28 protein-coding genes and 1 tRNA gene are annotated in these 23,455 nt (G+C 44.7%); 24 read left to right on the forward strand and 5 right to left on the reverse strand.

Translation table 11 applies throughout. The features are described 5' to 3' along the window. Nucleotides 1–482: 482 nt before the first annotated feature. The 12 genes from GO003_RS05140 to tatC all read left to right on the forward strand — a co-directional run bounded on the left by GO003_RS05140 (nucleotide 483) and on the right by tatC (nucleotide 9,096). Complete coding sequence (locus GO003_RS05140) at nucleotides 483–1,403, forward strand: LysR family transcriptional regulator (RefSeq protein ID WP_159655683.1); 921 nt, start codon at nucleotides 483–485, stop codon at nucleotides 1,401–1,403. After that, on the forward strand, nucleotides 1,391–1,981 hold the full coding sequence (locus tag GO003_RS05145; protein WP_159655685.1) for a class I SAM-dependent methyltransferase: 591 nt from the start codon (nucleotides 1,391–1,393) through the stop codon (nucleotides 1,979–1,981). Before GO003_RS05140 ends, GO003_RS05145 begins: the two co-directional genes overlap by 13 nt. Before the next feature lie 120 nt (nucleotides 1,982–2,101). Next, nucleotides 2,102–3,919, forward strand: coding sequence for a translational GTPase TypA (typA, locus tag GO003_RS05150; protein WP_159655687.1), 1,818 nt, complete (start codon nucleotides 2,102–2,104; stop codon nucleotides 3,917–3,919). Between the two features lie 280 nt (nucleotides 3,920–4,199). Continuing rightward, entirely contained in the window at nucleotides 4,200–4,793 is a 594-nt protein-coding gene (gene hisB / locus GO003_RS05155; RefSeq protein ID WP_159655689.1) for an imidazoleglycerol-phosphate dehydratase HisB, read from the forward strand. Between the two features lie 12 nt (nucleotides 4,794–4,805). After that, nucleotides 4,806–5,474 carry an imidazole glycerol phosphate synthase subunit HisH gene (hisH, locus tag GO003_RS05160; protein WP_159655691.1) on the forward strand — a complete coding sequence of 223 codons (669 nt, stop codon included), beginning with the start codon at nucleotides 4,806–4,808 and terminating at the stop codon, nucleotides 5,472–5,474. 59 nt (nucleotides 5,475–5,533) lie between these two features. Beyond that, entirely contained in the window at nucleotides 5,534–6,268 is a 735-nt protein-coding gene (gene hisA / locus GO003_RS05165) for a 1-(5-phosphoribosyl)-5-[(5-phosphoribosylamino)methylideneamino]imidazole-4-carboxamide isomerase (RefSeq protein WP_159655693.1), read from the forward strand. Between the two features lie 2 nt (nucleotides 6,269–6,270). Further along, nucleotides 6,271–7,044, forward strand: a complete 774-nt coding sequence (gene hisF / locus GO003_RS05170; protein WP_159655695.1) for an imidazole glycerol phosphate synthase subunit HisF — start codon at nucleotides 6,271–6,273, stop codon at nucleotides 7,042–7,044. Continuing rightward, complete coding sequence (hisI, locus tag GO003_RS05175) at nucleotides 7,044–7,436, forward strand: phosphoribosyl-AMP cyclohydrolase (RefSeq protein WP_159658648.1); 393 nt, start codon at nucleotides 7,044–7,046, stop codon at nucleotides 7,434–7,436. Before hisF ends, hisI begins: the two co-directional genes overlap by 1 nt. Next, nucleotides 7,429–7,749: a phosphoribosyl-ATP diphosphatase gene (locus GO003_RS05180; RefSeq protein ID WP_159658647.1), complete on the forward strand. Its 321-nt coding sequence runs from the start codon at nucleotides 7,429–7,431 to the stop codon at nucleotides 7,747–7,749. The genes hisI and GO003_RS05180 overlap by 8 nt, the downstream gene beginning before the upstream one ends. Nucleotides 7,750–7,782: 33 nt before the next feature. Further along, the gene (gene tatA, locus GO003_RS05185; protein WP_159658646.1) at nucleotides 7,783–8,001 is read left to right on the forward strand and encodes a Sec-independent protein translocase subunit TatA; all 219 of its coding nucleotides are present in this window, start codon (nucleotides 7,783–7,785) and stop codon (nucleotides 7,999–8,001) included. 8 nt (nucleotides 8,002–8,009) lie between these two features. Further along, the gene (tatB, locus tag GO003_RS05190; protein WP_159658645.1) at nucleotides 8,010–8,330 is read left to right on the forward strand and encodes a Sec-independent protein translocase protein TatB; all 321 of its coding nucleotides are present in this window, start codon (nucleotides 8,010–8,012) and stop codon (nucleotides 8,328–8,330) included. Beyond that, nucleotides 8,323–9,096: a twin-arginine translocase subunit TatC gene (gene tatC / locus GO003_RS05195; RefSeq protein WP_231088830.1), complete on the forward strand. Its 774-nt coding sequence runs from the start codon at nucleotides 8,323–8,325 to the stop codon at nucleotides 9,094–9,096. The genes tatB and tatC overlap by 8 nt, the downstream gene beginning before the upstream one ends. Nucleotides 9,097–9,120: 24 nt before the next feature. Here tatC and GO003_RS05200 read toward each other — a convergent pair whose 3' ends face one another. Then, complete coding sequence (locus GO003_RS05200) at nucleotides 9,121–9,726, reverse strand: GDSL-type esterase/lipase family protein (RefSeq protein WP_159656806.1); 606 nt, start codon at nucleotides 9,724–9,726, stop codon at nucleotides 9,121–9,123. A 6-nt stretch (nucleotides 9,727–9,732) separates the two neighbouring features. Here GO003_RS05200 and GO003_RS05205 point away from each other — a divergent pair, with 6 nt between their 5' ends. Further along, on the forward strand, nucleotides 9,733–10,464 hold the full coding sequence (locus GO003_RS05205; RefSeq protein WP_159656804.1) for a pteridine reductase: 732 nt from the start codon (nucleotides 9,733–9,735) through the stop codon (nucleotides 10,462–10,464). Between the two features lie 16 nt (nucleotides 10,465–10,480). On the opposite strand, the gene folK is transcribed toward GO003_RS05205, so the two are convergent. Then, a complete protein-coding gene (gene folK / locus GO003_RS05210; RefSeq protein ID WP_159656802.1) occupies nucleotides 10,481–10,981 on the reverse strand; it encodes a 2-amino-4-hydroxy-6-hydroxymethyldihydropteridine diphosphokinase in 501 nt (166 codons plus the stop codon). Nucleotide 10,982: 1 nt separating this feature from the next. After that, a complete protein-coding gene (gene folB / locus GO003_RS05215) occupies nucleotides 10,983–11,336 on the reverse strand; it encodes a dihydroneopterin aldolase (protein WP_159656800.1) in 354 nt (117 codons plus the stop codon). A gap of 92 nt (nucleotides 11,337–11,428) precedes the next feature. Between folB and plsY the strand changes: the two genes are divergently transcribed. After that, nucleotides 11,429–12,001 carry a glycerol-3-phosphate 1-O-acyltransferase PlsY gene (gene plsY / locus GO003_RS05220; protein ID WP_159656798.1) on the forward strand — a complete coding sequence of 191 codons (573 nt, stop codon included), beginning with the start codon at nucleotides 11,429–11,431 and terminating at the stop codon, nucleotides 11,999–12,001. Here plsY and tsaD read toward each other — a convergent pair. Further along, nucleotides 11,981–13,021 (reverse strand): tRNA (adenosine(37)-N6)-threonylcarbamoyltransferase complex transferase subunit TsaD, encoded by a 1,041-nt coding sequence (tsaD, locus tag GO003_RS05225; RefSeq protein ID WP_159656796.1) that lies wholly within the window; start codon nucleotides 13,019–13,021, stop codon nucleotides 11,981–11,983. The two genes, plsY and tsaD, sit on opposite strands and share 21 nt — an antisense overlap. Before the next feature lie 101 nt (nucleotides 13,022–13,122). Between tsaD and rpsU the strand changes: the two genes are divergently transcribed. The 10 genes from rpsU to GO003_RS05275 all read left to right on the forward strand — a co-directional run bounded on the left by rpsU (nucleotide 13,123) and on the right by GO003_RS05275 (nucleotide 22,934). Further along, nucleotides 13,123–13,356 (forward strand): 30S ribosomal protein S21, encoded by a 234-nt coding sequence (gene rpsU, locus GO003_RS05230; protein ID WP_125217524.1) that lies wholly within the window; start codon nucleotides 13,123–13,125, stop codon nucleotides 13,354–13,356. Between the two features lie 21 nt (nucleotides 13,357–13,377). Then, nucleotides 13,378–13,827 (forward strand): GatB/YqeY domain-containing protein, encoded by a 450-nt coding sequence (locus tag GO003_RS05235; RefSeq protein ID WP_159656794.1) that lies wholly within the window; start codon nucleotides 13,378–13,380, stop codon nucleotides 13,825–13,827. Between the two features lie 204 nt (nucleotides 13,828–14,031). Then, nucleotides 14,032–15,765 (forward strand): DNA primase, encoded by a 1,734-nt coding sequence (gene dnaG / locus GO003_RS05240; RefSeq protein WP_331001620.1) that lies wholly within the window; start codon nucleotides 14,032–14,034, stop codon nucleotides 15,763–15,765. A gap of 84 nt (nucleotides 15,766–15,849) precedes the next feature. Further along, nucleotides 15,850–17,664, forward strand: coding sequence for an RNA polymerase sigma factor RpoD (gene rpoD / locus GO003_RS05245; protein ID WP_159656792.1), 1,815 nt, complete (start codon nucleotides 15,850–15,852; stop codon nucleotides 17,662–17,664). A gap of 12 nt (nucleotides 17,665–17,676) precedes the next feature. Continuing rightward, nucleotides 17,677–17,753: transfer RNA gene (locus GO003_RS05250), tRNA-Ile, on the forward strand. Between the two features lie 60 nt (nucleotides 17,754–17,813). Beyond that, nucleotides 17,814–18,974, forward strand: coding sequence for a methionine adenosyltransferase (gene metK, locus GO003_RS05255; protein ID WP_159656790.1), 1,161 nt, complete (start codon nucleotides 17,814–17,816; stop codon nucleotides 18,972–18,974). Between the two features lie 21 nt (nucleotides 18,975–18,995). Then, complete coding sequence (gene ahcY, locus GO003_RS05260) at nucleotides 18,996–20,288, forward strand: adenosylhomocysteinase (protein WP_159656788.1); 1,293 nt, start codon at nucleotides 18,996–18,998, stop codon at nucleotides 20,286–20,288. 58 nt (nucleotides 20,289–20,346) lie between these two features. After that, nucleotides 20,347–21,198: a methylenetetrahydrofolate reductase [NAD(P)H] gene (gene metF / locus GO003_RS05265; protein ID WP_159656786.1), complete on the forward strand. Its 852-nt coding sequence runs from the start codon at nucleotides 20,347–20,349 to the stop codon at nucleotides 21,196–21,198. Nucleotides 21,199–21,309: 111 nt separating this feature from the next. After that, nucleotides 21,310–22,059 (forward strand): 16S rRNA (uracil(1498)-N(3))-methyltransferase, encoded by a 750-nt coding sequence (locus GO003_RS05270; protein WP_159656784.1) that lies wholly within the window; start codon nucleotides 21,310–21,312, stop codon nucleotides 22,057–22,059. Continuing rightward, nucleotides 22,056–22,934: a CPBP family intramembrane glutamic endopeptidase gene (locus tag GO003_RS05275; protein ID WP_159656782.1), complete on the forward strand. Its 879-nt coding sequence runs from the start codon at nucleotides 22,056–22,058 to the stop codon at nucleotides 22,932–22,934. Before GO003_RS05270 ends, GO003_RS05275 begins: the two co-directional genes overlap by 4 nt. Nucleotide 22,935: 1 nt before the next feature. On the opposite strand, the gene GO003_RS05280 is transcribed toward GO003_RS05275, so the two are convergent. Then, nucleotides 22,936–23,418 carry a YajQ family cyclic di-GMP-binding protein gene (locus GO003_RS05280; RefSeq protein WP_159656780.1) on the reverse strand — a complete coding sequence of 161 codons (483 nt, stop codon included), beginning with the start codon at nucleotides 23,416–23,418 and terminating at the stop codon, nucleotides 22,936–22,938. Nucleotides 23,419–23,455: the final 37 nt, after the last annotated feature.

Here is a 23,455-nt window from a genome sequence, read left to right on the forward strand (position 1 = left end):
AACCTCCCAATGCTTTTTGCAGCAAGGGGAGGCGAAAGATCAAGCAGAGTTTATGAGGAGGAACTGCTTGCAGGTACTACACCAGAAGGTAAAAAACATCTCTTTGATTAAATATTCCCTATTTAGGGTTTTAATCCATACTATCAAGTTTTTAATTTAGGTCTTATAAATTTAACCTGGATAATACTGGGTAAATCAATAGTTTCTAGTTCGAAATGGCTGCTAAGAAAAAAAACGATCAATCAACACTTGCTGGCTACTATACAGACATATAATTTGCTTACAATAGTCCAAAAGATAAATGGATTGTTTCTTGTGATTAAATAAACCATAATGTCAATAAGTTTTTATGGTTTTTGTTAACTTGAAACGGTTTAAGCTTAAAGGTTTAAAATTTGTGTGCCGCTGAGAGGTTTAGTCTGAATTGCTAGCCGCAGAAATTAAACTTTGGCTGGACTGATCTTTAAATTTAGGAGTGGAATTTGGATAAGCTAACGAGCATGACTGTTTTCGTAAAAGTAGCAAAAGCAGGAAGTTTTGCGGGTGGTGCTCGGGATCTGGGAATTTCCAGAGCTATGGCGACAAAACATATTATGCAATTGGAAGGCCATTTAGGTACACGCTTATTCAATAGAACAACGCGCAGTCTAAGTTTGACTGAAGTAGGCGGTTCTTATTTGGAGCGTTGCCAGCAGGTGCTTGAGGAAGTCGAAGAAATGGAAGCTGCGGTGACACATTTGCAGACTGAGCCCCGAGGATTACTTAAAATAAGTGCGCCACAGGTCATTGGTGCAACTCAAATCGCACCGGCTATCGCTGAGTTTCTTAAATTGCATCCCGATTTATCGGTAGAAATGATTTTACAGGGGAATATAGGTGATCTGATTGATGAAGGCATCGATATGGCAATACATTTAGGTGGCGTGGAAGATACCAGCATGATTGCCAGGAAACTTGCCAGTTCGCCTTTGGTGATCTGTGGTTCACCGGCTTATTTTGAAAAACATGGAGAACCAAAATCACCGGAAGATTTGGCCGAGCATAGCTGCCTGATCAACTGGGCCATACCCCCAAGAGACCAATGGCGATTTAAAGGTGCTTATGGCGACTTTATGGTTAAGGTTTCCGGGCGAATCCAGTCAAACGTGGCAGACCCGATTCGGGTTGGGGCAATTCAAGGCCTTGGGTTGGTCATGCTGCCCAAATATATTGTTGGCCGAGATATTGAAAAAGGTAAATTAAAACCGGTCCTTGAAGAATATGGATTGGATCCCCTGGAAATTCATGTCATTTACCCCCATCGTAAATATTTGTCGGCAAAAGTGCGGCGATTTTTGGACTTTCTTCAAGATTGGCTACCTCATCGAATAGGTATTGAAGGCAATAGAACGTGGAGTCAGTAGCTGTCAAATGGGATCGTACCTATGCTGATAGTGATCCTGTCAATGCTCAACCCTGTGCAGTATTAGCCGAAAATAGTTATTTGTTACCCGGTGAAGGCTTGGCTTTGGATTTGGCGTGCGGACTGGGCGGAAATGCCTGTTTTCTGGCAGCGCAGGGACTGATTACAGAAGCGTGGGATTGCTCGGGTGTCGCACTGGCTAAATTAAAACAGTATGCCGGGTCAAAAAAGCTTAACGTTTCTGTGCGACAATGTTTTATCGGTGCAGAATGTTTTGTACCCTCCCGTTTTCATGTCATAGTAGTCTCAAGGTTTCTTGACCGGACTCTGTGTGATGCGATAATAGCGAGCTTAGTGCCGGGAGGTTTGCTCTTTTATCAAACATTTACTCTTACCAAGGTGAATGAGAAGGGTCCATCGAATCGAGATTTTCTGTTGGAAAATACAGAATTACTCAAGCTTTTTGCGCCGTTAGATGTGCTGTATTACCGGGATAATCAGCGTATTGGCGATACTTCACAAGGTCTTAGAAATGAAGCTCAATTTATAGGGCGGAAACAGCTTAAGTCTTTAGATTGAGGCAAAAAACTGTTTGAATAGTCAAGACCAATAAACAGGCATTAACACACAAAGGAATAGCTGAGCTAATGCCTTTAAAAAATCATATTTTAATCAACACAATACTAGAGTACATTTTAAGTGATCCAACAATTAAGAAATATTGCAATCATTGCTCACGTAGACCATGGCAAAACAACCCTGGTAGATAAGTTACTGCAACAATCGGGGACTTTCAAAGACCATGAAAAGATTTCTGAGCGGATGATGGACTCTAACGATCTTGAGAGAGAGCGCGGAATTACGATTCTGGCGAAAAATACCGCAATTGATTGGGAGGGATATCACATCAATATTGTGGACACCCCGGGCCATGCCGACTTTGGCGGTGAAGTTGAACGGGTACTCTCAATGGTAGACTCGGTCCTGCTTTTGGTCGATGCCGTGGATGGTCCTATGCCGCAAACGCGTTTTGTGACGCAAAAGGCATTTGCATTGGGATTGAAGCCTATCGTGGTAATCAATAAAATTGATCGCCCCGGCGCTCGTCCTGACTGGGTTGTTGATCAAACCTTTGATTTATTTGATCGTTTGGGTGCAACTGATGAACAATTGGATTTTCCTATTATCTATGCTTCAGCCTTGAACGGTTATGCAAGTTTGGAATCTACTGCTACCGAAGGTGATATGACGCCCTTATTCCAGACGATTGTTGATAAAGTCAGTCCGCCTAATGTTGATTTGGAAGGTCCTTTCCAAATGCAGGTTTCCAGTCTGGATTACAATTCCTATGTGGGCGTTATCGGCATTGGCCGGATTCAGCGTGGCGCTGTTAAGTCAAATATGTCACTGACATTGATCAATCGCGAAGGCGTGACGCGCAAAGGACGTATTTTGCAAATATTCGGGTTTCACGGTTTAGAACGAGTGGAAGTGCCTGAAGCAAGAGCTGGCGACATTATCGCGTTTACCGGAATTGACAAGCTGGAAATTTCGGAAACCTTGTGCCATCCTGATGCGGTAGAGGCTATGACGCCACTGTCTGTGGATGAGCCTACCGTGACCATGACGTTTCAAGTCAATAATTCACCGTTTGCCGGTAGAGAAGGTAAGTATGTCACCTCAAGGCAGATTCGCGAGCGCCTGGAAAAAGAACTGCAGCATAATGTGGCGCTGCGTGTAGAGGATACAGAGGATCCCGATAAATTCAAAGTATCCGGTCGCGGCGAATTGCATTTGTCCGTATTGATAGAAAATATGCGACGTGAGGGATTTGAGCTGGGAGTTTCCAGGCCGGAAGTCATCATCAAGGAGATCGATGGCGTAAAATGTGAGCCGTTTGAAATGGTGACCATTGAGGTGGAAGAAATTCATCAAGGCACCATTATGGAAAAAATGGGTGACCGCAAAGGCGATTTACAGAATATGGTGCCGGATGGTAAAGGCCGGGTCCGTTTGGAATATATTGTGCCTTCAAGAGGCTTGATCGGTTTTCAATCCGAATTTTTGACCGCAACGTCAGGATCAGGCCTTCTTTATCATGTGTTTGAAAATTATGGGCCGCTCAGACCGGGAACAGTGGGCAAACGTCAACGTGGCGTGCTAATCTCAATGCTGCAAGGAAAAGCCGTCTCGTTCGGTTTGTTTAACTTACAGGAACGTGGCGATTTATTCCTGGTACACGGTGATGAAGTTTACGAGGGAATGTTAGTGGGCATACATTCGCGAGCTAACGATTTGGTGGTCAATCCTACCAAGGCCAAGCAGTTGACGAATATGCGAGCATCCGGAAGCGACGAGGCGTTGACATTAAGCCCGATTCAAAAATTTACGCTAGAACAAGCTTTGGAATTTATCGATGAAGATGAGTTGGTGGAAGTAACACCCAAATCGATCAGGTTGCGCAAAAGGCTACTGACCGAAAATGATAGAAAGCGGGTATCACGTTCAGGCGTATAAAAATGCGGTCTGGTATTTTAAATTATTGGTAATTGTTTAGCGTGGTTTGGGTTGCGTTCATTTCGCAACTCAACTTTTGAGACCATGGTTTTGAAATGTTGGGTTGGCTGTCGCCAATCGTAACCTACGCTGAATAATTTCAAAAACTAAATACAAATAATGATAAGAGTTGTACAGCAGAGAATTGAAAAAGTTTGTTGTGCATACTCTCAACATAATAGACAGCATCTAGAAACTTTCATAGTAGAATGTTTGGATTAACCTTTAGTCTATAGTTGTTATGGAATCACGCACCGCGGAAATCGAGCGCAACACGCTTGAAACGCAAATAAAAGTTAAGATTAATTTAGATGGAACAGGAAATTCATCCTTTTCAACGGGTATTCCTTTTCTAGAACACATGCTGGATCAGATTGCCAGACATGGCCTGATTGATATGACCATTGAAGCAAAAGGCGATTTGCATATTGACGATCATCATACTGTCGAAGATATCGGCATCACGCTGGGCCAGGCTTTTGCTGCCGCGCTGAGTGACAAAAAAGGCATTTATCGCTATGGACATGCTTATGTTCCTCTGGATGAAGCATTATCCCGGGTTGTGATCGATTTTTCAGGCCGCCCCGGCCTCGTTTATGATGTCAAATTTCCCAGAGCCAGCGTTAGCCGTTTTGATGTTGATCTTTTCCGGGAATTCTTTCAGGGATTTGTTAATCATGCGGGTGTTACCTTGCATATCGATAATTTGAAAGGGGTCAATGCACACCATGTTGCTGAGACCATATTCAAAGCAATGGGACGCGCCGTCCGTATGGCCGTAGATTTAGATCCACGTATGGCGGGCATTATGCCTTCTACCAAAGGCGTTCTTTAATTTCACACTATTATGTCTTCAGTCGCTGTCATTGATTATGGAATGGGTAATTTGCATTCCATCGCTAAAGCTCTGCAACATGCAGATTCCCAAATTGATATCAGTATCACGAATAATCATCAGACCATTCTTGATGCGGATCGCATTGTCTTTCCCGGTGTGGGTGCAATCGGCGATTGCATTCATGCATTACAGGAAAACGGTCTTACCGAGATCATAAAAACAGTTGCAGGCGATAAACCTTTTCTGGGAATTTGTCTCGGCATGCAGGCATTGCTGACCGATAGTGAGGAAAGCAGCGGTGATTCGGATCAAAACTGCGAACTCAAGACGCAAGGTTTAAATTTGATTGCCGGACATGTCGTCCGTTTTCCTGAGCACTTAAAAGACCAGGATGGAAACACATTAAAAGTGCCGCATATGGGCTGGAATCAAGTCCATTTTAATGTCCATCCATTATGGGAAAACATCAGTCAGGCGAGTCGTTTTTATTTTGTCCATAGCTATTTTACGGTCCCTGATGATAAATCAGTGATCTCGGCCACGGCCGATTACCCAGAGGCGTTTGCCTGTGCTTTAGCGCGCGAAAATATATTCGCGGTTCAATTTCATCCCGAAAAAAGCCAGACGGCAGGTCTTCAGCTTCTGCGCAATTTTTTACATTGGGATGGGCGTGTTTAACCTAAGTTTTGTCCGGTCACCTTTCCGGCATTCAGTAAGATCTTTAGGAAGCTATTATTATGTTGCTGATACCTGCAATTGACTTAAAAGAAGGAAAATGCGTACGCTTGCGGCAGGGCAGGATGGACGAAGATACGGTTTTTTCAGATGATCCGGTAGCTGTTGCCGGTAAATGGGTGGAAGCCGGAGCCAAGCGGATTCATTTGGTTGATTTGGACGGCGCATTTGCCGGAAAACCAAAAAATGCGGCTGTCATCCATCGTATAGTCCAGGCTTATCCGGAACTTCCTATTCAAATCGGGGGCGGTATCCGCGATGAGGATACGATTCAAAGCTATCTCGATGCAGGTGTTCAATACGTGATTATAGGAACTAAAGCGGTCAGCGCGCCGCATTTTGTAAAAGATGTTGCGATTGAGTTTCCCGGTCATATTATTGTCGGTCTGGATGCAAAAGAAGGAAAAGTGGCGATTGATGGTTGGTCCAAATTATCGCATCATGATGTGATTGATTTGGCTCAAAAATTTGAGGCAGACGGTGTCGAGGCCATTGTCTACACCGATATTACAAGGGACGGCATGATGAACGGTGTCAATGTAGAAGCCACCGCAAAATTAGCCAGGTCAATCAACATTCCAGTTATTGCTTCAGGCGGTATCACGGATATCAGGGACATTCAAGAGCTGGGCAAATATGTCAGTGATGGAATCATGGGTGCCATAACCGGCCGGGCAATATATGAAGGAACTCTTGATTTTGCCTCCGCTGCACTGTTAGCCGAGACATTCGATTAGTTATGGGCTTAGCAAAACGCGTCATACCTTGTCTGGATGTTGATAATGGCCGAGTGGTCAAAGGTGTAAAGTTTGTCGATATCAGAGATGCCGGTGATCCTGTTGAAATTGCGAGACGTTATGACCGTGAGGGCGCAGACGAACTGACCTTTCTCGATATAACGGCCACTCACGATAACAGGGAAACGATTGTTCATGTCGTCGAACAAGTAGCCAGTGAAGTATTTATTCCTTTGACCGTGGGTGGGGGCATAAGAACCCTGGACGATATCCGGCGCATGTTGAATGCAGGTGCTGATAAGGTTGGTATTAACAGTGCAGCGGTATTCAATCCGGATTTCGTCAGGCAGGCTGCGCAACGATTCGGATCACAATGCATTGTTGTTGCAATAGATGCGAAAAAAGTCAGTGGTCTACACGAAGCCAACCGGTGGGAGATTTTTACTCATGGAGGCCGAAAAGGAACCGGTATCGATGCGGTTGAATGGGCAAAGAAAATGGTTGATTATGGCGCGGGTGAAATTTTATTGACCAGTATGGACAGAGATGGCACGCGTGAGGGATTTGATCTGATCTTGACTCGTGCTATCAGTGAAGCGGTTTCTGTTCCGGTCATCGCTTCAGGCGGAGTGGGTAATCTGGAGCATCTTGCTGAAGGCATTATGGAAGGTAAAGCCGATGCGGTTTTGGCAGCCAGTATTTTTCATTTTGCTGAACACAGTGTGCTTGAAGCCAAGCAACATATGGCATCACGCGGCATTGAGGTGCGTTTATAGTGACAGGCGATTGGTTGGATGAAATACGCTGGACCAGCGAAGGTCTGATACCGGTCATCGCCCAGCAGGCCGATACCGGAAAAGTGTTAATGTTTGCCTGGATGAATCGTGAGTCGCTGGCATTGACGGTCGAGGAAGGCTATGCGGTCTATTGGTCCCGGTCAAGAAACCGGCTTTGGCGCAAAGGCGAAGAATCCGGGCACAGACAGAAAGTCATTTCACTTTACCTGGACTGTGATGAAGATGTTATTTTATTAGCCGTTGATCAGCACGACGGTATCGCCTGTCATACCGGGCGGCACAGCTGTTTTTACAGAAAACTGGTCGATGGTCAATGGCAGGCTGTTGATCCGGTACTAAAAGACCCTAAAGCGATATACAATCATGAATGATGTTTTGCAACAATTAGCCGATATACTGGAACAGCGCAAACAGGCGACGGAAGAAAAATCTTATGTTGCCAGCCTCTATGCAAAAGGTTTGGACAGTATTTTAAAAAAAATTGGTGAAGAGGCTACAGAAACGGTTATTGCCGCTAAAAACGGTGATAAAGAGCAAATTATTTATGAAACAGCAGACTTGTGGTTCCATTGCATGGTGTTGCTGGCTCAACAAGGTCTGGGGCCGGAGCAGGTCCTGCAAGAATTACAGCGGCGCTTTGGTTTATCCGGATTAGAGGAAAAAGCAAAACGCAAAAAAAATTAACATCATTTCGGCATAAGCCAATTCGGAGTCAAAATGGGCATCAGTGTTACTCAATTACTCATAGTTTTAGTTATCGTCATTGTGTTGTTCGGCACAAAAAGACTGCGCAATATCGGTTCAGATCTGGGCGGCGCCATCAAGGGTTTTCGTTCAGCCATGAAAGATGGAGAGGCTGGAAAAAACCTGCCGGATAAAGATGACGAAGACGATATCGTCAGTCATGTCGAATCAAAAGATGACAAAAAAGTTTAGACAACATTATGTTTGACGTTGGTTTTTGGGAAATTTGCATGGTGGGTTTGGTCAGTCTGCTAGTGATTGGGCCTGAACGACTCCCCAAGGCTGCGCGGATTGCAGGCTACTGGCTGGGTAAAACACGCAGTATGGTCGCGGCTGTCAAGGCTGAAATCAAAGAAGAATTACAGGCTGAAGAGATTCGGCAAACCTTGCGGGAACATGCGTCACTTGAAGATCTGAACGAAACTATTTCAGAAGTCAAACAGGCTTCCCAAAACCTGAAAGAATCAATTGATTCCGTTCCCAAACAATTGAGCGGAAAAACAAAGCCTGTCGATGAGTAAACATACTTTTGATCATCAAGAAGAACTGCCTTTCATCTCGCATTTAATCGAGCTACGAAATCGGATTTTAAAAGTCGTTCTTTCTGTTCTGGTTGTGTTTCTGGGTTTAGCGACCTATGCAAATCAGATATACAGTTATCTGGCCGGACCGCTGTTAAAGCATTTGCCAGAAAATAGCACGATGATTGCGATTGATGTCGCATCCCCTTTTTTCACTCCGTTTAAGCTGGCGTTGGTTCTTTCGGTATTCATAGCAGTGCCTATTATCCTGTATCAATTCTGGGCTTTTGTGGCGCCGGGGTTGTATAAGAACGAACGGAAAATGATCCTGCCGCTGCTTGTTGCGAGCACATTTCTGTTTTACTTGGGCGTGGCTTTTGCCTATTTCGTCGTTTTTCCGTTGATTTTCGGGTTTTTAACGGCCGCAGCACCGGAAGGGGTTGCGGTAATGACGGATATCAGTAAATACCTGGATTTTGTGCTAACCCTGTTTTTTGCTTTCGGCATTTGCTTTGAAGTGCCGATATTCACCATAGTTCTGGTTTGGACAGGTTTGACATCGCCGGCTGATTTAGCCGAAAAGCGTCCTTATGTGATTGTTGGGGCTTTTATTATCGGGATGTTGCTGACACCACCCGATGCAATATCACAGACCTTATTGGCTATTCCAATGTGGATGTTGTTTGAAGTAGGCCTATTGTTCTCGCGTTTATTCGTACGCAAACATGATAACGACTTGCAAACCACGACCGGGGAAGATGAGTGATTATTTAGTCAAACAACTTCACATTTATTCTTCCGATATAAAAATCAAATTATGCAGTGATTCTGCCAGCTTTTCGTTACCTGTTTCGTTGAGGCGCAAGGTATCGGCGGTCAGCGCCGGGTCCTTCATCAAATCAGGTACTAAGTCCAATTCGACGGGCACATTCTGGCGAGTCGCGAGTTGCTGATAGAACGATGCGCTGAAACCGCTTTGAGGATGAGAAGGCAGTCCGAGAAGCAACACTTTGATATTGCGATTTTTGATCTCGATGATCATTGCTTCCAGGTTAGTTATCGTTTCTTCATGCTGAATATTATTCTGCATGTCACTGCCTCCGTGAGCCAGAATAACAAGATCGGGGTGCTGCTGATCCAGCAATTCGATGAGTCTGGCAATTGCATCGCGAGTCAGTTCTTTAGTTTTACCGCCATTGATTACTGGAAGCAGAGTGAGCTCGCTAAGAATATTCGGGTAAGCATTCGGGTCGGTAAGTGTTGTGCCGTAGGTCAGATTGTCCCCAAAAGCCAGAATAGTGGCATTTCTCGGCAGACTTATAGAAGTCAACTGAAAGTGTGCGCAAGCAGTCAGCAGCAGGCAGATTAAAATAAAAGAATTTTTTATGGGGTTCATAGGCTTATGCAAAAAATTGTGCTGATTACCGGTGCGGCCAGGAGAATAGGAGCAGTCTGTTGCCGGTTGTTACATCAACAGGGCTTTAATATGATTTTGCATTATAGGTCTTCGGGTGATGATGCGCGAAACCTTTGTGCTGAACTGAATGATCTTCGTCCCGACTCTGCAGTGGCTTTGTCCGGTAATTTATTGGATATGCAAGCTATTGATGCTTTGGCCAAGGAGGCGGTAGCCGTGTGGGGGAAGCTGGATGTGTTGGTAAACAATGCATCGTCTTTTTATCCCACACCTTTGGATTCGGTGACTGAGAGCGCTTGGGAGGATTTGCTGGGCACAAATTTGAAAGCGCCTTTTTTCCTGGCCAAGGCTTTGCTGCCGGAGCTTCGCTGCCGCCAGGGCTGCATTGTCAATATTGCAGACATACATGCTGAGCGTGGCCTGGAGGGTTATCCTGTATACAGCATTGCTAAGGCGGGATTAGTTGCTATGACCAAGGTGCTGGCTAAAGAGTGCGGCCCTGAAGTCAGAGTCAACACCGTTTCTCCCGGAGCGATATTATGGCCTGAATACGACAGTACCGAAGCCGAGCAAAAGAACATTATAGAAAAAATTCCACTGGGTCATTGCGGGAAGCCGGAAGATATTGCACGGGCAGTGAAATTCCTTATTCAAGATGCTGATTATATTACAGGGCAGGAGATCAAGATTGATGGAGGGCGGACGCTGTCTTGCTAAGCGAACTTTATTGGTTTTAAACAGTGTTTAACCATTCAGGTATGACTTTCTGTTGATCAATGCGGCGTTTATCAAAGCTATCCCATATTTCAGCATAAGTACGATGACTGATAGGGTGACGGAGGTCAGGCGCAATTTCGGCAAGCGGTTCCAACACAAAAGCATAGTCCTCGATTTCAGCGCGAGGGATTTGCAGGCGGCCATCATTAAGTATCAAGTCATCATAAAGAACAAGATCGAGATCCAGCGTTCTTGCCGAGAATTTTTTACTATCTCGGCATCGGCCGTGATTTAATTCAATCTCTCTGAGACGCTGAGCGACGCTGTTTACATCCAGGTTTGTATTGAAACCGACAATCAAATTGTAAAAATCCTCGCCTTCAAAGCCCACGGCCTTGGATTGGTAAACACTGGAAATCAGTAATTCACCGAACAGTTGTTTTAGCGCATGTAGGCTGGAGGGGATATTGATATCCTTATCAATGTTGCTGCCAATGCTTATGAAGCAAAGAGCCATGTTATTGATGTCCTCGTTCGATAATTATGCCAACGTCATTAGCGCCACGAATAGCGCCTTTTTTATTCAGCGTGATTTTAACCCGGCTGATATTAAACTCGTTCAGAATTAGCTGAGCTATCTCCTCAGTTAATTTTTCGACCAAAAAAAACTGGCTTGATTCGACGAAAGCGATCACGCGTTTCGATACGGTTTTGTAATCGAGCGTATAGCTAATGTCATCGGTTTCAGCCGCTTTTTTTATGTCGAAGGCCATTTCAATATCAAGAACCACTGTCTGTTTTGTGGTTCTTTCCCAGTCATAAATGCCAATGATTGTTTGTATTTCCAGCCCGCCTAAAAAAATAATATCCATTGTCTTTTCCGGTTATCATGTGCGCTTTAAAAAAGGTAAGTATCAGGGAATTGACTCTGGGTTACAAGTTTGGCGTTGTCGAGAGGTAAACAATGTTTGAATGGTCATTTATTCCATTAGCTTATTTGGCGGGTTCGATTTCGAGTGCGATTTTGGTCTGCAAGCTAATGGGTTTGCCGGATCCACGTGATCAAGGATCGGGCAATCCAGGTGCAACTAATGTGATGCGGATAGGGGGTAAAAAAGCAGCGGCCATTACCTTGCTCGGCGATTTGTTGAAAGGTTTGCTGCCGGTCTATTTTGCAAATCTGTTGAATGTATCTCCAGAGATTTTGGCAATGACCGGGCTGGCTGCATTTTTAGGCCATTTGTACCCTGTTTTTTTTGGTTTTAAAGGGGGAAAAGGGGTGGCAACATCAATAGGTGTGCTGCTCGGTTTTTCATGGTGGTTAGGTTTGATTTTTATGGCAATCTGGTTTTCCATTTACAAGATTTCAAAAATTTCCTCTTTGTCAGCATTAGTTGCCTCAACCATTTCTCCTATCGTAACCTGGTACCTTACCAAAGAAATATATCTGTTGTTAGCCGCTCTAGTGATGACAATTATTTTGCTTTGGCGTCATAAAAGTAATATCCAAAGACTGTTAGCCGGGCAAGAAGCTTGACGTTTTATTGTCCACTCCGGGCAATTCGTTGATAGGCCAGCGAGGCCTGGCCTGAATGCATAAGTCGTCGTGTTGGTCCGCTAAAAACCTTTGGCAGCCTGCGTAGGCTACCATGGCTGCATTGTCGGTACAAAACTCAAACCGGGGGAAATAAATGGCAGCATTTTCTTTTTTTGCCATTGCCGTGAGTTCATCGCGAATAGTGGCATTAGCACTAACGCCGCCGGCAACAACCAGCTTTTTCAGCTGGGTCTGTTGGAGTGCGCGTTTGCACTTGATGCTTAAGGTTCCGGCTACGGCTTTTTGAAAAGCAAAAGCAATGTTGGCTTTATCCTGTCCTGTTTGAGATGTGCTGAGTAAGGTATTCATCGTGAATGTTTTTAATCCGCTAAAGCTAAAATCCAGGCCTGGCCTATCGGTCATAGGTCTGGGAAAGCTATAAACAGGCTGGCCTTGCTCTGCCAATTTGGCTAGTCGGGGACCGCCTGGATAGGGCAGGCCCAGCATTTTAGCCGTCTTGTCGAAAGCTTCTCCTGCCGCATCATCCAGGGACTCACCCAATAACACATAGTTACCCAAGCTTTTAACGGCTACCAGCAGGGTATGTCCGCCTGAAATCAGTAATGCCAAAAAAGGAAAATCGGGCGGGTCTTTTTCCAGTAAGGGAGCTAAAAGATGTGCTTCCATATGGTGAATAGCAATAGCAGGGATGTCCAGGCTCCATGCCAGACTGCGAGCGGTGGTTGCACCCACAAGCAGCGATCCCATGAGTCCTGGTCCGGCCGTATAGGCAATGCCGTTGATGTCATGTTTATCCAGGTTTGCCTCATTCAGGCATTGGTTTATCAAAGGTATCAACTTTCTAATGTGGTCCCTGGAAGCCAGTTCCGGAACAACGCCCCCGTACTCGCTATGCATCTCAACCTGGCTGTAAACAAGGTGATGACAAAGGCCTAATTTCGAATGATAAATTGCAACGGCAGTTTCGTCACAGGATGTTTCTATGCCTAGAGTGTACATATTTTTGAAATAATTAATAAAAAATGTATAATTGAGAGTTTCCTTGTGTCAGAGACTCTTTAGGGGTCTTATTTTTCGATATTATTATACAGGTTAGTAAAATGCCGTCAGTTAAAGTAAAAGAAAACGAACCATTTGACATCGCAATCCGCCGCTTTAAGCGTGCGTGTGAAAAAGCAGGCGTTTTGTCTGAAGTGCGTCGTCGTGAATTCTATGAAAAACCCACTGCCGAGCGAAAACGCAAAGGTGCAGCAGCGATAAAAAGACATTTGAAAAAATTGGCTCGTGAGCGTTATGCACTGAAAAACTTGCGTCGCGGACGCCCACAAATTTAATCTTTTGCGGGAGCAGGCTAGATGGATTTATTAAAAGACCGGATCAGGGAAGATATGAAGGCCGCTATGAAAAGCGGAGCCAAAGTTAAGCTAGGCGTGATACGCTTGATTATGGCTGCAATTAAGCAGCGCGAAGTTGATGAAAGAATAGAATTGGATGATGAGCAGGTTATTCTTGTGCTGGACAAGATGGTCAAGCAGAGAAGAGAGTCAATTCGACAATTTCGTGCCGCAGAAAGAATTGATCTTGCTGAAATTGAAGAGGCCGAAATTGTAGTCATACAAGACTATTTGCCTCAGGCCTTGACAGACGAAGAGATCGATTTAATGATTCGAGAGGAAGTCGAAGCACAAGGAGCGGTATCTATTAAAGATATGGGTAAAGTGATGAATGCTCTTAAGGAGAAGATGCAGGGACGTGCAGATATGGCTCAGGTAAGTATAAAAATAAAAAGTGTCTTGGCGGGATAGTTCCGCCATTCTTACCTCAGGCGGAGTTCCACATAACATATACACAATTTGCCAAGCTGAAAAGCCGGTCTTTTGCGGTTCGAAAATGGTTTGTATGCTTTATGGAATTCCATATTGTTACAGTGGCAGTTGGGCAAAGATCATGCGGTATTTGTGTCTGTTTATTCAGGGAAAGCCTCTTAACTCATTCGAGATATAAGGTGAATGATGTCGGGTAGGATACCTTCCTCGTTTATAAATGACCTTCTGGCGCGGGTTGATATCGTTGATTTGATTGACTCTCGTGTGCCTCTAAAAAAAACGGGGAGCAACTATGTTGCTCGCTGTCCCTTTCATACAGAAAAAACACCCAGCTTTTCAGTCAGTGCCAAAAAACAGTTCTTCCACTGTTTCGGCTGTGGCGCCAGCGGTAACGCGATAACTTTTCTGATGGATTACAATCACCTTGACTTTGTGGAGGCGGTTGAAGATCTTGCCGCATTCGCGGGCATCGAAGTGCAAAGAGAAAAGGATGTCGGCATTGAGCAGCCAGAAAAAAAAGATATCAGTCATCTCTATAATCTGATGGGCAGTGTGGCTGCTTTTTATGCCGAGCAACTGAAACAGAATCCCGAAGCAAAGAAAGCGGTTGAATACCTTAAGGTTCGGGGAGTCAGCGGCGAAATCGCCAAGTCGTTTATGTTGGGCTATGCTCCTGGTGACTGGAATTCATTGTCAGGCCGATACGATACGAAGGATCTCCTCGAAACAGGTATGCTGGTTGCTCGGGATGGGGGTGGGTCGTATGATCGTTTTCGCGGGCGAATCATGTTTCCCATCAGAAATAAACGGGGCAATGTGGTTGGCTTCGGTGCGCGGGTTTTAGATGATACATTGCCCAAATACTTGAATTCGCCTGAAACGTCCCTATTTAGTAAAAGTAATGAAGTTTATGGTCTATATGAGCTATTAAATGCCAAGCAAAAGCCGGAGCGCATATTGATAGTCGAAGGTTACATGGATGTGGTTGCTTTGGCTCAATTTGGTATTAATTACGCAGTTGCAGCGCTCGGTACGGCCATTTCCAAGGCGCATGTTGATCTTTTATTTCGCTTTTCCAAAGAAATTGTGTTTTGCCTAGATGGTGATTCGGCAGGGAGGCAAGCCGCATGGCGCGCCATGGAGTCGGTATTTTCCAGTGTCAAGGACGGTCGGATAGTGAAAATGATGCTGTTGCCGCATCAGCATGATCCTGATTCGTTGGTGCGTGAGGAAGGCGTTGATAAGTTCGAGCAAAGGATGGCTGGCGCGGCAACCTTGTCGGATTATTTTTTCGGGCAATTGACTGCTGATTTGGGGTTGGGGACAGTTGAAGGCCGAGCGCAACTGGTCGAAAAAGCCAAGCGATATCTAGAGTTGTTGCCTTATGGGGTGTTCAGGGAAATGATGTTTGCCAAGCTGGAAACAATGTCGGGTATGGGCTCGCTGGATGTTTTATCAAAAAAAGCTAAACTGAATTTCGGTCGACCGAGAAAAGGCACAGGACAAGTAATGCGCACTTCGCCGGCAAGGGTCGCGCTGGCCTTGCTGGTGCAAAATCCAGAATTAGCGGATTTGCTAGAGCAGGAGGATATGGATTGGAGTCATTTGGATTTTCCAGGTTGCGAGATTTTTCGAGAAATTATGTCCGTTATTCTCAGGCAGAATCCGCCCAATGCGTCCGTTCTTTTGGAGCAGCTAAGAGGGCATCCTGATGAAAAGCTCGTCAATAAGCTGGCCACGATGGAATTATTGGTCCCTGAGGATGGGGTAAAAGCCGAATTTTTGGGTGCGATTAAAGCAATAGTAAGTGGATCCAGAACGATCCGGATTGAAAAATTGATTGATAAGGAGCAAAGCGAAGGATTGGATGAGAGCGAGCGAACGTTGCTAAAAAAATTACTCTCCAGCTCAAATTAGCAATGTAAGCTTAACATAAGGATTTAGTTGTATTATAATTATCGGTTCAGCGGTGTTGAGCTGGATGTTTTCTGTGAGTAAAAGATGAACCAAGAACAGCAGCAATCCCAATTAAAACAATTGATAACTAAAGGCAAAGCGCAGGGCTACCTGACTTATGCCGAAGTGAATGATCATTTGCCTAGTGACATAGTCGATCCAGAGCAAATAGAAGATATCATTGGCATGATCAATGATATGGGGATACAGGTGTACGAGGTTGCGCCTGACGACGACTCATTGATCACTGACAGTGCGGTAACCGATGATGAAGATGACGATGAGGAAGTTGCGGCTCTAGCGTCGGTTGATAGTGAGTTCGGGCGAACAACTGATCCGGTCCGCATGTACATGCGTGAGATGGGTTCAGTGGAATTGTTAAGCCGGGAAGAAGAGCTGAAAATTGCCAAACGGATTGAGGATGGTCAGCAACAAGTTGTTAGAGCGATTGCCCGGTCATGCAAAGTGGTTGAGAGCTTTTTATCGTCTTTCGATTCTATAACGGATGAAGAAGGTGGTACTCGTTTGTCCGATTTAATCAGTGGTTTTGTTGATTTGAGCGAGCCTTCTGAGCAACTGTTGAGTAGCGCTGCTGCAAATGACGACGGTGTTACTGAAGAAGCCGAAGAAGATGAAATCAAAGGAATTGACTTTGAAGAAGTTAAAATAAAAGTAGAAGAGTTAAGGAAGCGATATGATGCTGTTTCGAATGCAATCAATGCCTATGGTTACACTCATGAAAAAGTGATTCCGGCTTTTGATTCGCTGACCGAGAGCTTTATAGAGTTTAAATGGGCACCGCACTATTTAAAGAAATTGACTGCTGTTATTCCTAATGCGGTAACACGCATCAGAGAGCAGGAAAAAATAATTATGGGAATTTGCCTCAATAGCGCAGGTATGCCCAAAAAAGAATTTATTGAGTCTTTTCTCGGCAGTGAAGCCAGTTCCGAATGGTTCGGTAACTATATAAAATCAGCTTCACCTGACCGAAAAGAGATATTAAAGGCAGCAGAAAAGGATATCAAGAAAGCTCAGGCAACATTGGCCGAAATAGAAGCTGAATACGGTTTGTCGATCAGCGACATCAAAGATATTAATCGTCGGATGTCAATCGGCGAAGCCAAAGCGCGGCGCGCCAAAAAAGAGATGATTGAGGCCAATTTACGGTTAGTCATTTCTATTGCAAAAAAATATACCAACAGAGGTCTTCAGTTTTTGGATCTCATCCAGGAAGGAAACATTGGTTTAATGAAAGCAGTTGATAAATTTGAATACCGTCGGGGTTATAAATTTTCGACCTATGCAACCTGGTGGATAAGACAGGCGATAACCAGATCGATTGCTGATCAGGCCAGAACAATCCGCATACCGGTTCATATGATTGAAACGATCAACAAATTGAACCGTATTTCAAGGCAAATTCTGCAGGAATTAGGGCGGGAGGCGACCCCTGAAGAGTTGGCTGAGCGTATGGAAATGCCAGAGGACAAAGTTCGTAAGGTATTGAAAATAGCGAAAGAACCGATTTCAATGGAAACTCCGATAGGTGATGATGAAGATTCGCACTTGGGAGATTTCATAGAAGATGCTAAAGTACTGTCCCCAATCGAGTCGGCCACCATTGCCGGTCTTAGAGAGTCTACACAAAATGTGTTGGCTGGTTTGACAGCAAGAGAAGCCAAAGTCTTAAGAATGCGGTTTGGTATTAACATGAATACCGACCACACTTTAGAAGAAGTTGGTAAACAGTTTGACGTGACTCGTGAAAGAATTCGTCAGATTGAAGCAAAAGCGTTAAGAAAATTGAGGCATCCCTCAAGATCTGAACAGCTGAGATGTTTTCTTGATGGCGAATAATTAAAAGTATTTGGGCCCTTAGCTCAGTTGGTTAGAGCGTCCGACTCATAATCGGCAGGTCGTAGGTTCAAGTCCTACAGGGCCCACCAGAATTAAAGGCTGCATCTGCAGCCTTTTGTTTTTTTAAGAATTTGATAATAGGCAGGCCCGTGAGCAATAATTTCATTTTTACATCAGAATCGGTTTCGGAAGGTCATCCGGATAAAGTGGCAGATCAAATTTCAGATGCGATTCTGGATGCATTGCTGAAACAAGATCCTAAATCAAGAGTCGCTTGTGAAACCCTGGTTAAAACAGGTATGGTCATTCTTGCCGGTGAGATAACGACTGATGCCTGGGTTGATACTGAAGCGTTGGTTAGAAAGGTCGTGTGTGATATTGGCTATGATCATGGTGATATTGGCTTTGATGGACAAAGTTGTGCGGTTCTCAATGCGATAGGTAAACAGTCCTCCGATATTGCGATGGGTGTCGATGAAAAGGAAGATCATGAACAAGGCGCCGGTGATCAGGGTTTGATGTTCGGTTATGCCAGCAACGAGACTGACGTACTAATGCCGGCTCCGATTACCTATTCTCATTTACTGGTGAAAAGACAGGCCGAAGTTCGGAAGAATCGAACATTGCCTTGGCTGAGACCGGATGCGAAAAGTCAAATTACCTTCCGTTACGAGAATAATAAGCCTGTGGCGATTGATGCTGTGGTTTTGTCGACTCAGCATTCCCCCGAAATCGGCGCAAAACAGATTCATGAAGCCGTCATGGATGAGATTATTCTGCCGGTACTGCCTAAAGATTGGTTACACAAAGACACAAAATATTTTATCAATCCCACCGGGAATTTCGTGATTGGCGGCCCCGTTGGCGACTGCGGCCTAACCGGCCGGAAAATCATCGTCGATACCTACGGCGGCATGGCGAGACACGGTGGAGGCGCGTTTTCTGGTAAAGATCCATCCAAAGTCGATCGTTCTGCGGCTTATATGGCACGATACGTCGCAAAAAATATCGTTGCAGCAGGTTTGGCTGAGCGCTGCGAGATTCAAGTGTCCTACGCAATTGGTGTCGCTGAACCGACCTCTATCAGCGTTGAAACCTTTGGTACAGGAAAAATAAGTGAAGACCGGCTTGTCCAGATTGTAAGAGACAATTTTGACTTAAGGCCAAAAGGACTGATTGCAGCGTTGGACTTGTTAAAACCTATTTATCAGACAACTGCGGCTTATGGGCATTTCGGCAGAACTGAAGAGAGCTTCAGCTGGGAAAAAACGGACAAAGTCGACGCATTGAAAAATGCCGCAAAATTATAATACAAGCCACAGGATAAGCTAATGAATAACCATGATTATAAAGTTGCCGATATCGGATTAGCGGAATGGGGCAGGAAGGAAATCAATATTGCCGAAACCGAAATGCCGGGCCTGATGGCTTTGAGAAAGGAATTTGGTGCCGAACAACCACTGAAAGGTGCCCGTATCGCCGGATGTCTGCATATGACGATTCAGACCGCCGTTCTGATCGAGACATTAACAGCATTAGGTGCTGATGTAAGATGGTCGTCATGTAATATTTTCTCAACCCAAGACCATGCGGCCGCTGCAATAGCGGCAAGCGGTGTTCCTGTTTTCGCCTGGAAAGGCGAAACCGAAGAAGAAGCTGAATGGTGTATTGTTCAGACCATTGAAGGACCTAATGGCTGGCGTCCGAATATGATTCTGGATGACGGTGGCGATTTAACGGTAATGATGCATCAGAAATTCCCTGAATTAATGGCTGATGTAAAAGGTTTATCGGAAGAAACCACTACCGGCGTGCTCAGGCTGAATGAAATGGTTGCCAACGGCACGCTTAAGGTGCCTGCTTTCAATGTCAACGATTCAGTCACCAAATCCAAATTCGATAACTTATACGGATGCAGGGAATCCCTGGTCGATGGTATTAAGCGTGCCACCGATGTGATGATTGCCGGAAAGATCGCAATAGTTTGCGGTTATGGTGATGTTGGTAAAGGGTGCGCGCAATCCCTGCGTGGATTGGGGGCGACAGTCTGGATTACCGAAATTGATCCGATTTGCGCACTGCAAGCTGCAATGGAAGGTTTCCGCGTGGTAACCATGGAAGATGCTGCTCCTATTGCCAATATTTTTGTGACTGCGACCGGTAATGCCAGCGTCATTACTCACGATCATATGAAAGCCATGAGAGATCAGGCTATCGTGTGTAATATCGGCCATTTTGATGCGGAAATAGAAATCGCTGCATTGCGTCATTACACTTGGGAAAATATTAAGCCCCAGGTCGACCATGTGATTTTTCCTGACGGCAAGCGTCTGATCGTTTTAGCCGAAGGGCGATTGGTGAACCTGGGTTGCGCAACAGGTCATCCCAGCTTTGTTATGTCTAACTCATTCTGTAATCAGGTGCTTGCGCAGATTGAATTATGGAAAAATGCACATTTGTATGAAACAAAAGTGTATGTCTTACCCAAGCAACTGGATGAAAAAGTTGCAGCATTGCATCTGGAACAATTAGGCGTACGACTGACCAAGTTGACCGATCAGCAAGCAAAGTACATCAACGTGCCGGTTGAAGGTCCTTTCAAGCCTGAACATTACCGCTACTAAGACTTAAGCAGGCAGTCCTTATCGGGCTGCCTTTGTCTGACTTACTATAACCAGACTGATGCAAACACAAAAAAAATACCAGCAGCTGCTTAGTTTCGAATTCTATCCGCCCAAAACTGAAGAAGGGGCATTGAATTTAAAAGGTGTGCATCAGAAGCTGGCAAAATTGAAACCGGATTTTTTTTCGGTAACTTTCGGCGCCGGTGGGTCTACGCGTGATAAAACGTTTGATACCGTAGTCAAAATTCAGGAGCAGGGAGTTTCAGCGGCTCCGCATTTGTCTTGTGTGGCCTCAACCAAAGACAATATCCGGCAAATGTTGTCCAGTTATCAGCAAAAAGGGATCACAAAAATCGTGGCATTGAGAGGCGACATACCTTCCGGTATGATGTCTGCAGGTGAATTTCGCTATGCCAACGAACTGGTAGATTTTATTCGTACTGAAACCGGCAATGCGTTTCAAATACATGTTGCAGCCTATCCGGAAGTGCATCCTCAGGCAAAAAGCGCCACTGAAGATTTGCGTAATTTCAAACGAAAAATTGATGCCGGTGCTAATGCCGCCATCACGCAATACTTTTATAATGTGGAAGCCTATTTTTATTTTGTGGATGCCTGCGAAAAATTGGGCATAGATTTACCGATAGTTCCCGGTATCATGCCGATTACCAATTACTCACAGTTGTTTCGTTTCTCGGATATGTGCGGCGCCGACATTCCAAGATGGATGCGCAAAGGATTGGAATGCTTTGGTGATGACAGGGCGTCGATTATTGCTTTCGGCAATGAAATAGTCACGCGTTTATGTCAACAGCTTCTTGATTATGGCGCGCCAGGTTTACATTTCTATACGATGAATCAAGCTGATCCCACTTTGGCTATTCTTGATAATCTGGGCTTTGGTGCATAAGAGAAGCGACAACAAGTTAGCAAAAAGGGGCGTAAGCCCCTTTTTTTATAGCGAAAAAACGGTGATTTTTTTATCCTGCCTGCCGGTAGTCAATAGTTGAGAGAACGTCGAATGAGAGTTTCAAGAGTCTTTGTGGCTAACTCACTGGAAAAAGGTCAAACGATAGCATTGGATGATGAGGCGGCACACTACGTCAAAACTGTCCTAAGACTTAAGCAGGACGCCGAGATTATTTTATTTAACGGTCAAGGCGGCGAATATATTGGCAGTCTGAGTGAAGTCAGTCGGAAAAGTGTCAGAGTTAAACTCCATCAATGGCGGGCAAAGGATGTGGAATCATCGCTGTGTATTGCTATGGGATTGGCAATTTCTCGTGGTGATCGTATGGATTTTGCTGTTCAGAAAGCCGTTGAATTGGGGGTAACTGAGTTGTCTCCGATATTGACAGAGCGTTGCGTTGTGCAATTAAATGCCGATAAAGAAGAAACACGTCTTAAGCATTGGCAAAAGATAGCCGGGCATGCTGCCGAGCAATGCGGTAGAACCTTTGTGCCGCAGTTAACGCCGGTTATGAAATTGGACGAATGGTTAAATATGCAAACCGGACTCAAGCTATTTCTGGATCCTTTTGCCGAAAACTCATTGGGCAATTTGCAACCGGAAGCGCATCGAGTTACGTTGTTGACCGGTCCTGAAGGCGGATTTGCCGAGCATGAACGTTTTTTGGCAAAATCGGCAGGCTTCATTCCTGTTAAATTAGGCCTGCGTATATTACGAACCGAAACGGCCGCCTTGGCTGCGCTGGCAGCTATCCAGACTCTATGGGGCGATTTTGCGGCAATCAACAATCCCAGTTCATGAAATATTTATTCTATTCTTTGATGCCGTTGGGCATTTTATTGGCAACAGCTTCATTAGCCATTGTTTTCAGTTATGGCATTTTACTGGTATTGGGCGATGTGCTGTTATTGTCGAAACTGACGAGTAAAGTGACGCAGGTCTTTTTAATAATCAGTATTTTTCCTATAAAACATTATCTTAATCTGAGCTGGAGCGAGTTGGGCTTTGTCCGGAGTAAAACATTTTTTAATCAACTTTTGATTGGTTTGGGTTTAGGATTAATCACGTTGTTGCCCGTTTTTCTAATCTTATTTGCATTGGATGTTAATGTTTTTGATACAGACCGTCTATGGACACTGGGTAGTCTGCTACAAAAAACAGCCATTGCTTTAGTGCTGGCACTACTGATTTCATTGATTGAAGAGCCCTTGTTCAGGGGCGTTCTGTTATCCGGTTTAAATACAAAAATGCCGGTGATGGCTGCCATTTTGATCAGTTCGACATATTACGCATCGTTGCATTTTTTAAAAAGTCACACGGTTGTCAGCTATCAGGACATTAGTATCCCGGGCGGTTTTATGCTGCTGGGCGAGGCGCTATTGAATGTAATCGATCCGAAGAATCTCCAGGCATTTCTTGCGCTGCTCATGGTTGGCCTATTTTTGGGAATTGTCCGGGCCGTTTTTGGTTTCAGTTTGGGAATGGTTATTGGTTGCCATACCGCGTGGGTGTGGCAGATAAAAATGAATAAATCCTTGTTCAATGTGAATCCGGATTCTGATTACCTTTATCTGGTCAGCAGTTATGACGGGGTCATCGGTCCATTAGTTACCGGATGGATGGCGCTGGTGATGACCGGCTATTGGCTTTATTCCCGCTATCTCAAGATCCATTGAATTAATCCCTAAAATTATTGAACTGCAGCGGCATATCCAGTTCTTCCTGTTTGAGCATGGCGATAACTTCCTGTAAGTCATCAAGCTTCTTGCCCGTAACACGGACCTTATCACCTTGAATGGCGGCCTGGACTTTTAATTTTTTATCCTTGACCAATTTAACAATATTTCTGGCTAAGTCCGATTCAATACCTTGTTTCAAGGTTACAATTTGTTGAGCTGTCCGGCCGGTGATCTTCGGTTCGGCTACATCCAGGCAGCTGATATCTATGCCTCGCTTGGTCAGTTTCATGTTTAAGATGTCCAGCATTTGCTGTAATTGAAATTCGGAGTTTGCGCTCATCGTAACCAGTCCGTCTTTTAACGCATAGTTAGCACCGGAACCTTTGAAATCAAAGCGGGTGGTGACTTCTCGATTGGCTTGATCAACCGCATTGGTGGCCTCGTGAGAATCAAATTCGGAAACGATGTCAAATGAAGGCATAAAAGAGGGTGCTCAGCAAAAAAACAACACTATAAGT

The organism is Methylicorpusculum oleiharenae (genome assembly GCF_009828925.2).
GTDB classification, from domain to species: Bacteria; Pseudomonadota; Gammaproteobacteria; order Methylococcales; family Methylomonadaceae; genus Methylicorpusculum; species Methylicorpusculum oleiharenae.

Excerpts from the sequence above, each read along its gene's own strand:
- folB (WP_159656800.1), bottom strand. The coding sequence starts at position 11,336 with ATGGATATTATTTTTTTAGGCGGGCTGGAAATACAAACAATCATTGGC.
- plsY (WP_159656798.1), top strand. The coding sequence starts at position 11,429 with ATGTTTGAATGGTCATTTATTCCATTAGCTTATTTGGCGGGTTCGATT.
- tatC (WP_231088830.1), top strand. The coding sequence starts at position 8,323 with ATGAGTAAACATACTTTTGATCATCAAGAAGAACTGCCTTTCATCTCG.
- metF (WP_159656786.1), top strand. The coding sequence starts at position 20,347 with ATGCAAACACAAAAAAAATACCAGCAGCTGCTTAGTTTCGAATTCTAT.
- hisH (WP_159655691.1), top strand. The coding sequence starts at position 4,806 with ATGTCTTCAGTCGCTGTCATTGATTATGGAATGGGTAATTTGCATTCC.
- GO003_RS05275 (WP_159656782.1), top strand. The coding sequence starts at position 22,056 with ATGAAATATTTATTCTATTCTTTGATGCCGTTGGGCATTTTATTGGCA.
- GO003_RS05270 (WP_159656784.1), top strand. The coding sequence starts at position 21,310 with ATGAGAGTTTCAAGAGTCTTTGTGGCTAACTCACTGGAAAAAGGTCAA.
- GO003_RS05235 (WP_159656794.1), top strand. The coding sequence starts at position 13,378 with ATGGATTTATTAAAAGACCGGATCAGGGAAGATATGAAGGCCGCTATG.
- GO003_RS05205 (WP_159656804.1), top strand. The coding sequence starts at position 9,733 with ATGCAAAAAATTGTGCTGATTACCGGTGCGGCCAGGAGAATAGGAGCA.
- hisB (WP_159655689.1), top strand. The coding sequence starts at position 4,200 with ATGGAATCACGCACCGCGGAAATCGAGCGCAACACGCTTGAAACGCAA.
- tatB (WP_159658645.1), top strand. The coding sequence starts at position 8,010 with ATGTTTGACGTTGGTTTTTGGGAAATTTGCATGGTGGGTTTGGTCAGT.
- hisA (WP_159655693.1), top strand. The coding sequence starts at position 5,534 with ATGTTGCTGATACCTGCAATTGACTTAAAAGAAGGAAAATGCGTACGC.
- ahcY (WP_159656788.1), top strand. The coding sequence starts at position 18,996 with ATGAATAACCATGATTATAAAGTTGCCGATATCGGATTAGCGGAATGG.
- folK (WP_159656802.1), bottom strand. The coding sequence starts at position 10,981 with ATGGCTCTTTGCTTCATAAGCATTGGCAGCAACATTGATAAGGATATC.
- hisF (WP_159655695.1), top strand. The coding sequence starts at position 6,271 with ATGGGCTTAGCAAAACGCGTCATACCTTGTCTGGATGTTGATAATGGC.
- tsaD (WP_159656796.1), bottom strand. The coding sequence starts at position 13,021 with ATGTACACTCTAGGCATAGAAACATCCTGTGACGAAACTGCCGTTGCA.
- GO003_RS05200 (WP_159656806.1), bottom strand. The coding sequence starts at position 9,726 with ATGAACCCCATAAAAAATTCTTTTATTTTAATCTGCCTGCTGCTGACT.
- GO003_RS05280 (WP_159656780.1), bottom strand. The coding sequence starts at position 23,418 with ATGCCTTCATTTGACATCGTTTCCGAATTTGATTCTCACGAGGCCACC.
- tatA (WP_159658646.1), top strand. The coding sequence starts at position 7,783 with ATGGGCATCAGTGTTACTCAATTACTCATAGTTTTAGTTATCGTCATT.
- rpoD (WP_159656792.1), top strand. The coding sequence starts at position 15,850 with ATGAACCAAGAACAGCAGCAATCCCAATTAAAACAATTGATAACTAAA.
- dnaG (WP_331001620.1), top strand. The coding sequence starts at position 14,032 with ATGATGTCGGGTAGGATACCTTCCTCGTTTATAAATGACCTTCTGGCG.
- GO003_RS05180 (WP_159658647.1), top strand. The coding sequence starts at position 7,429 with ATGAATGATGTTTTGCAACAATTAGCCGATATACTGGAACAGCGCAAA.
- rpsU (WP_125217524.1), top strand. The coding sequence starts at position 13,123 with ATGCCGTCAGTTAAAGTAAAAGAAAACGAACCATTTGACATCGCAATC.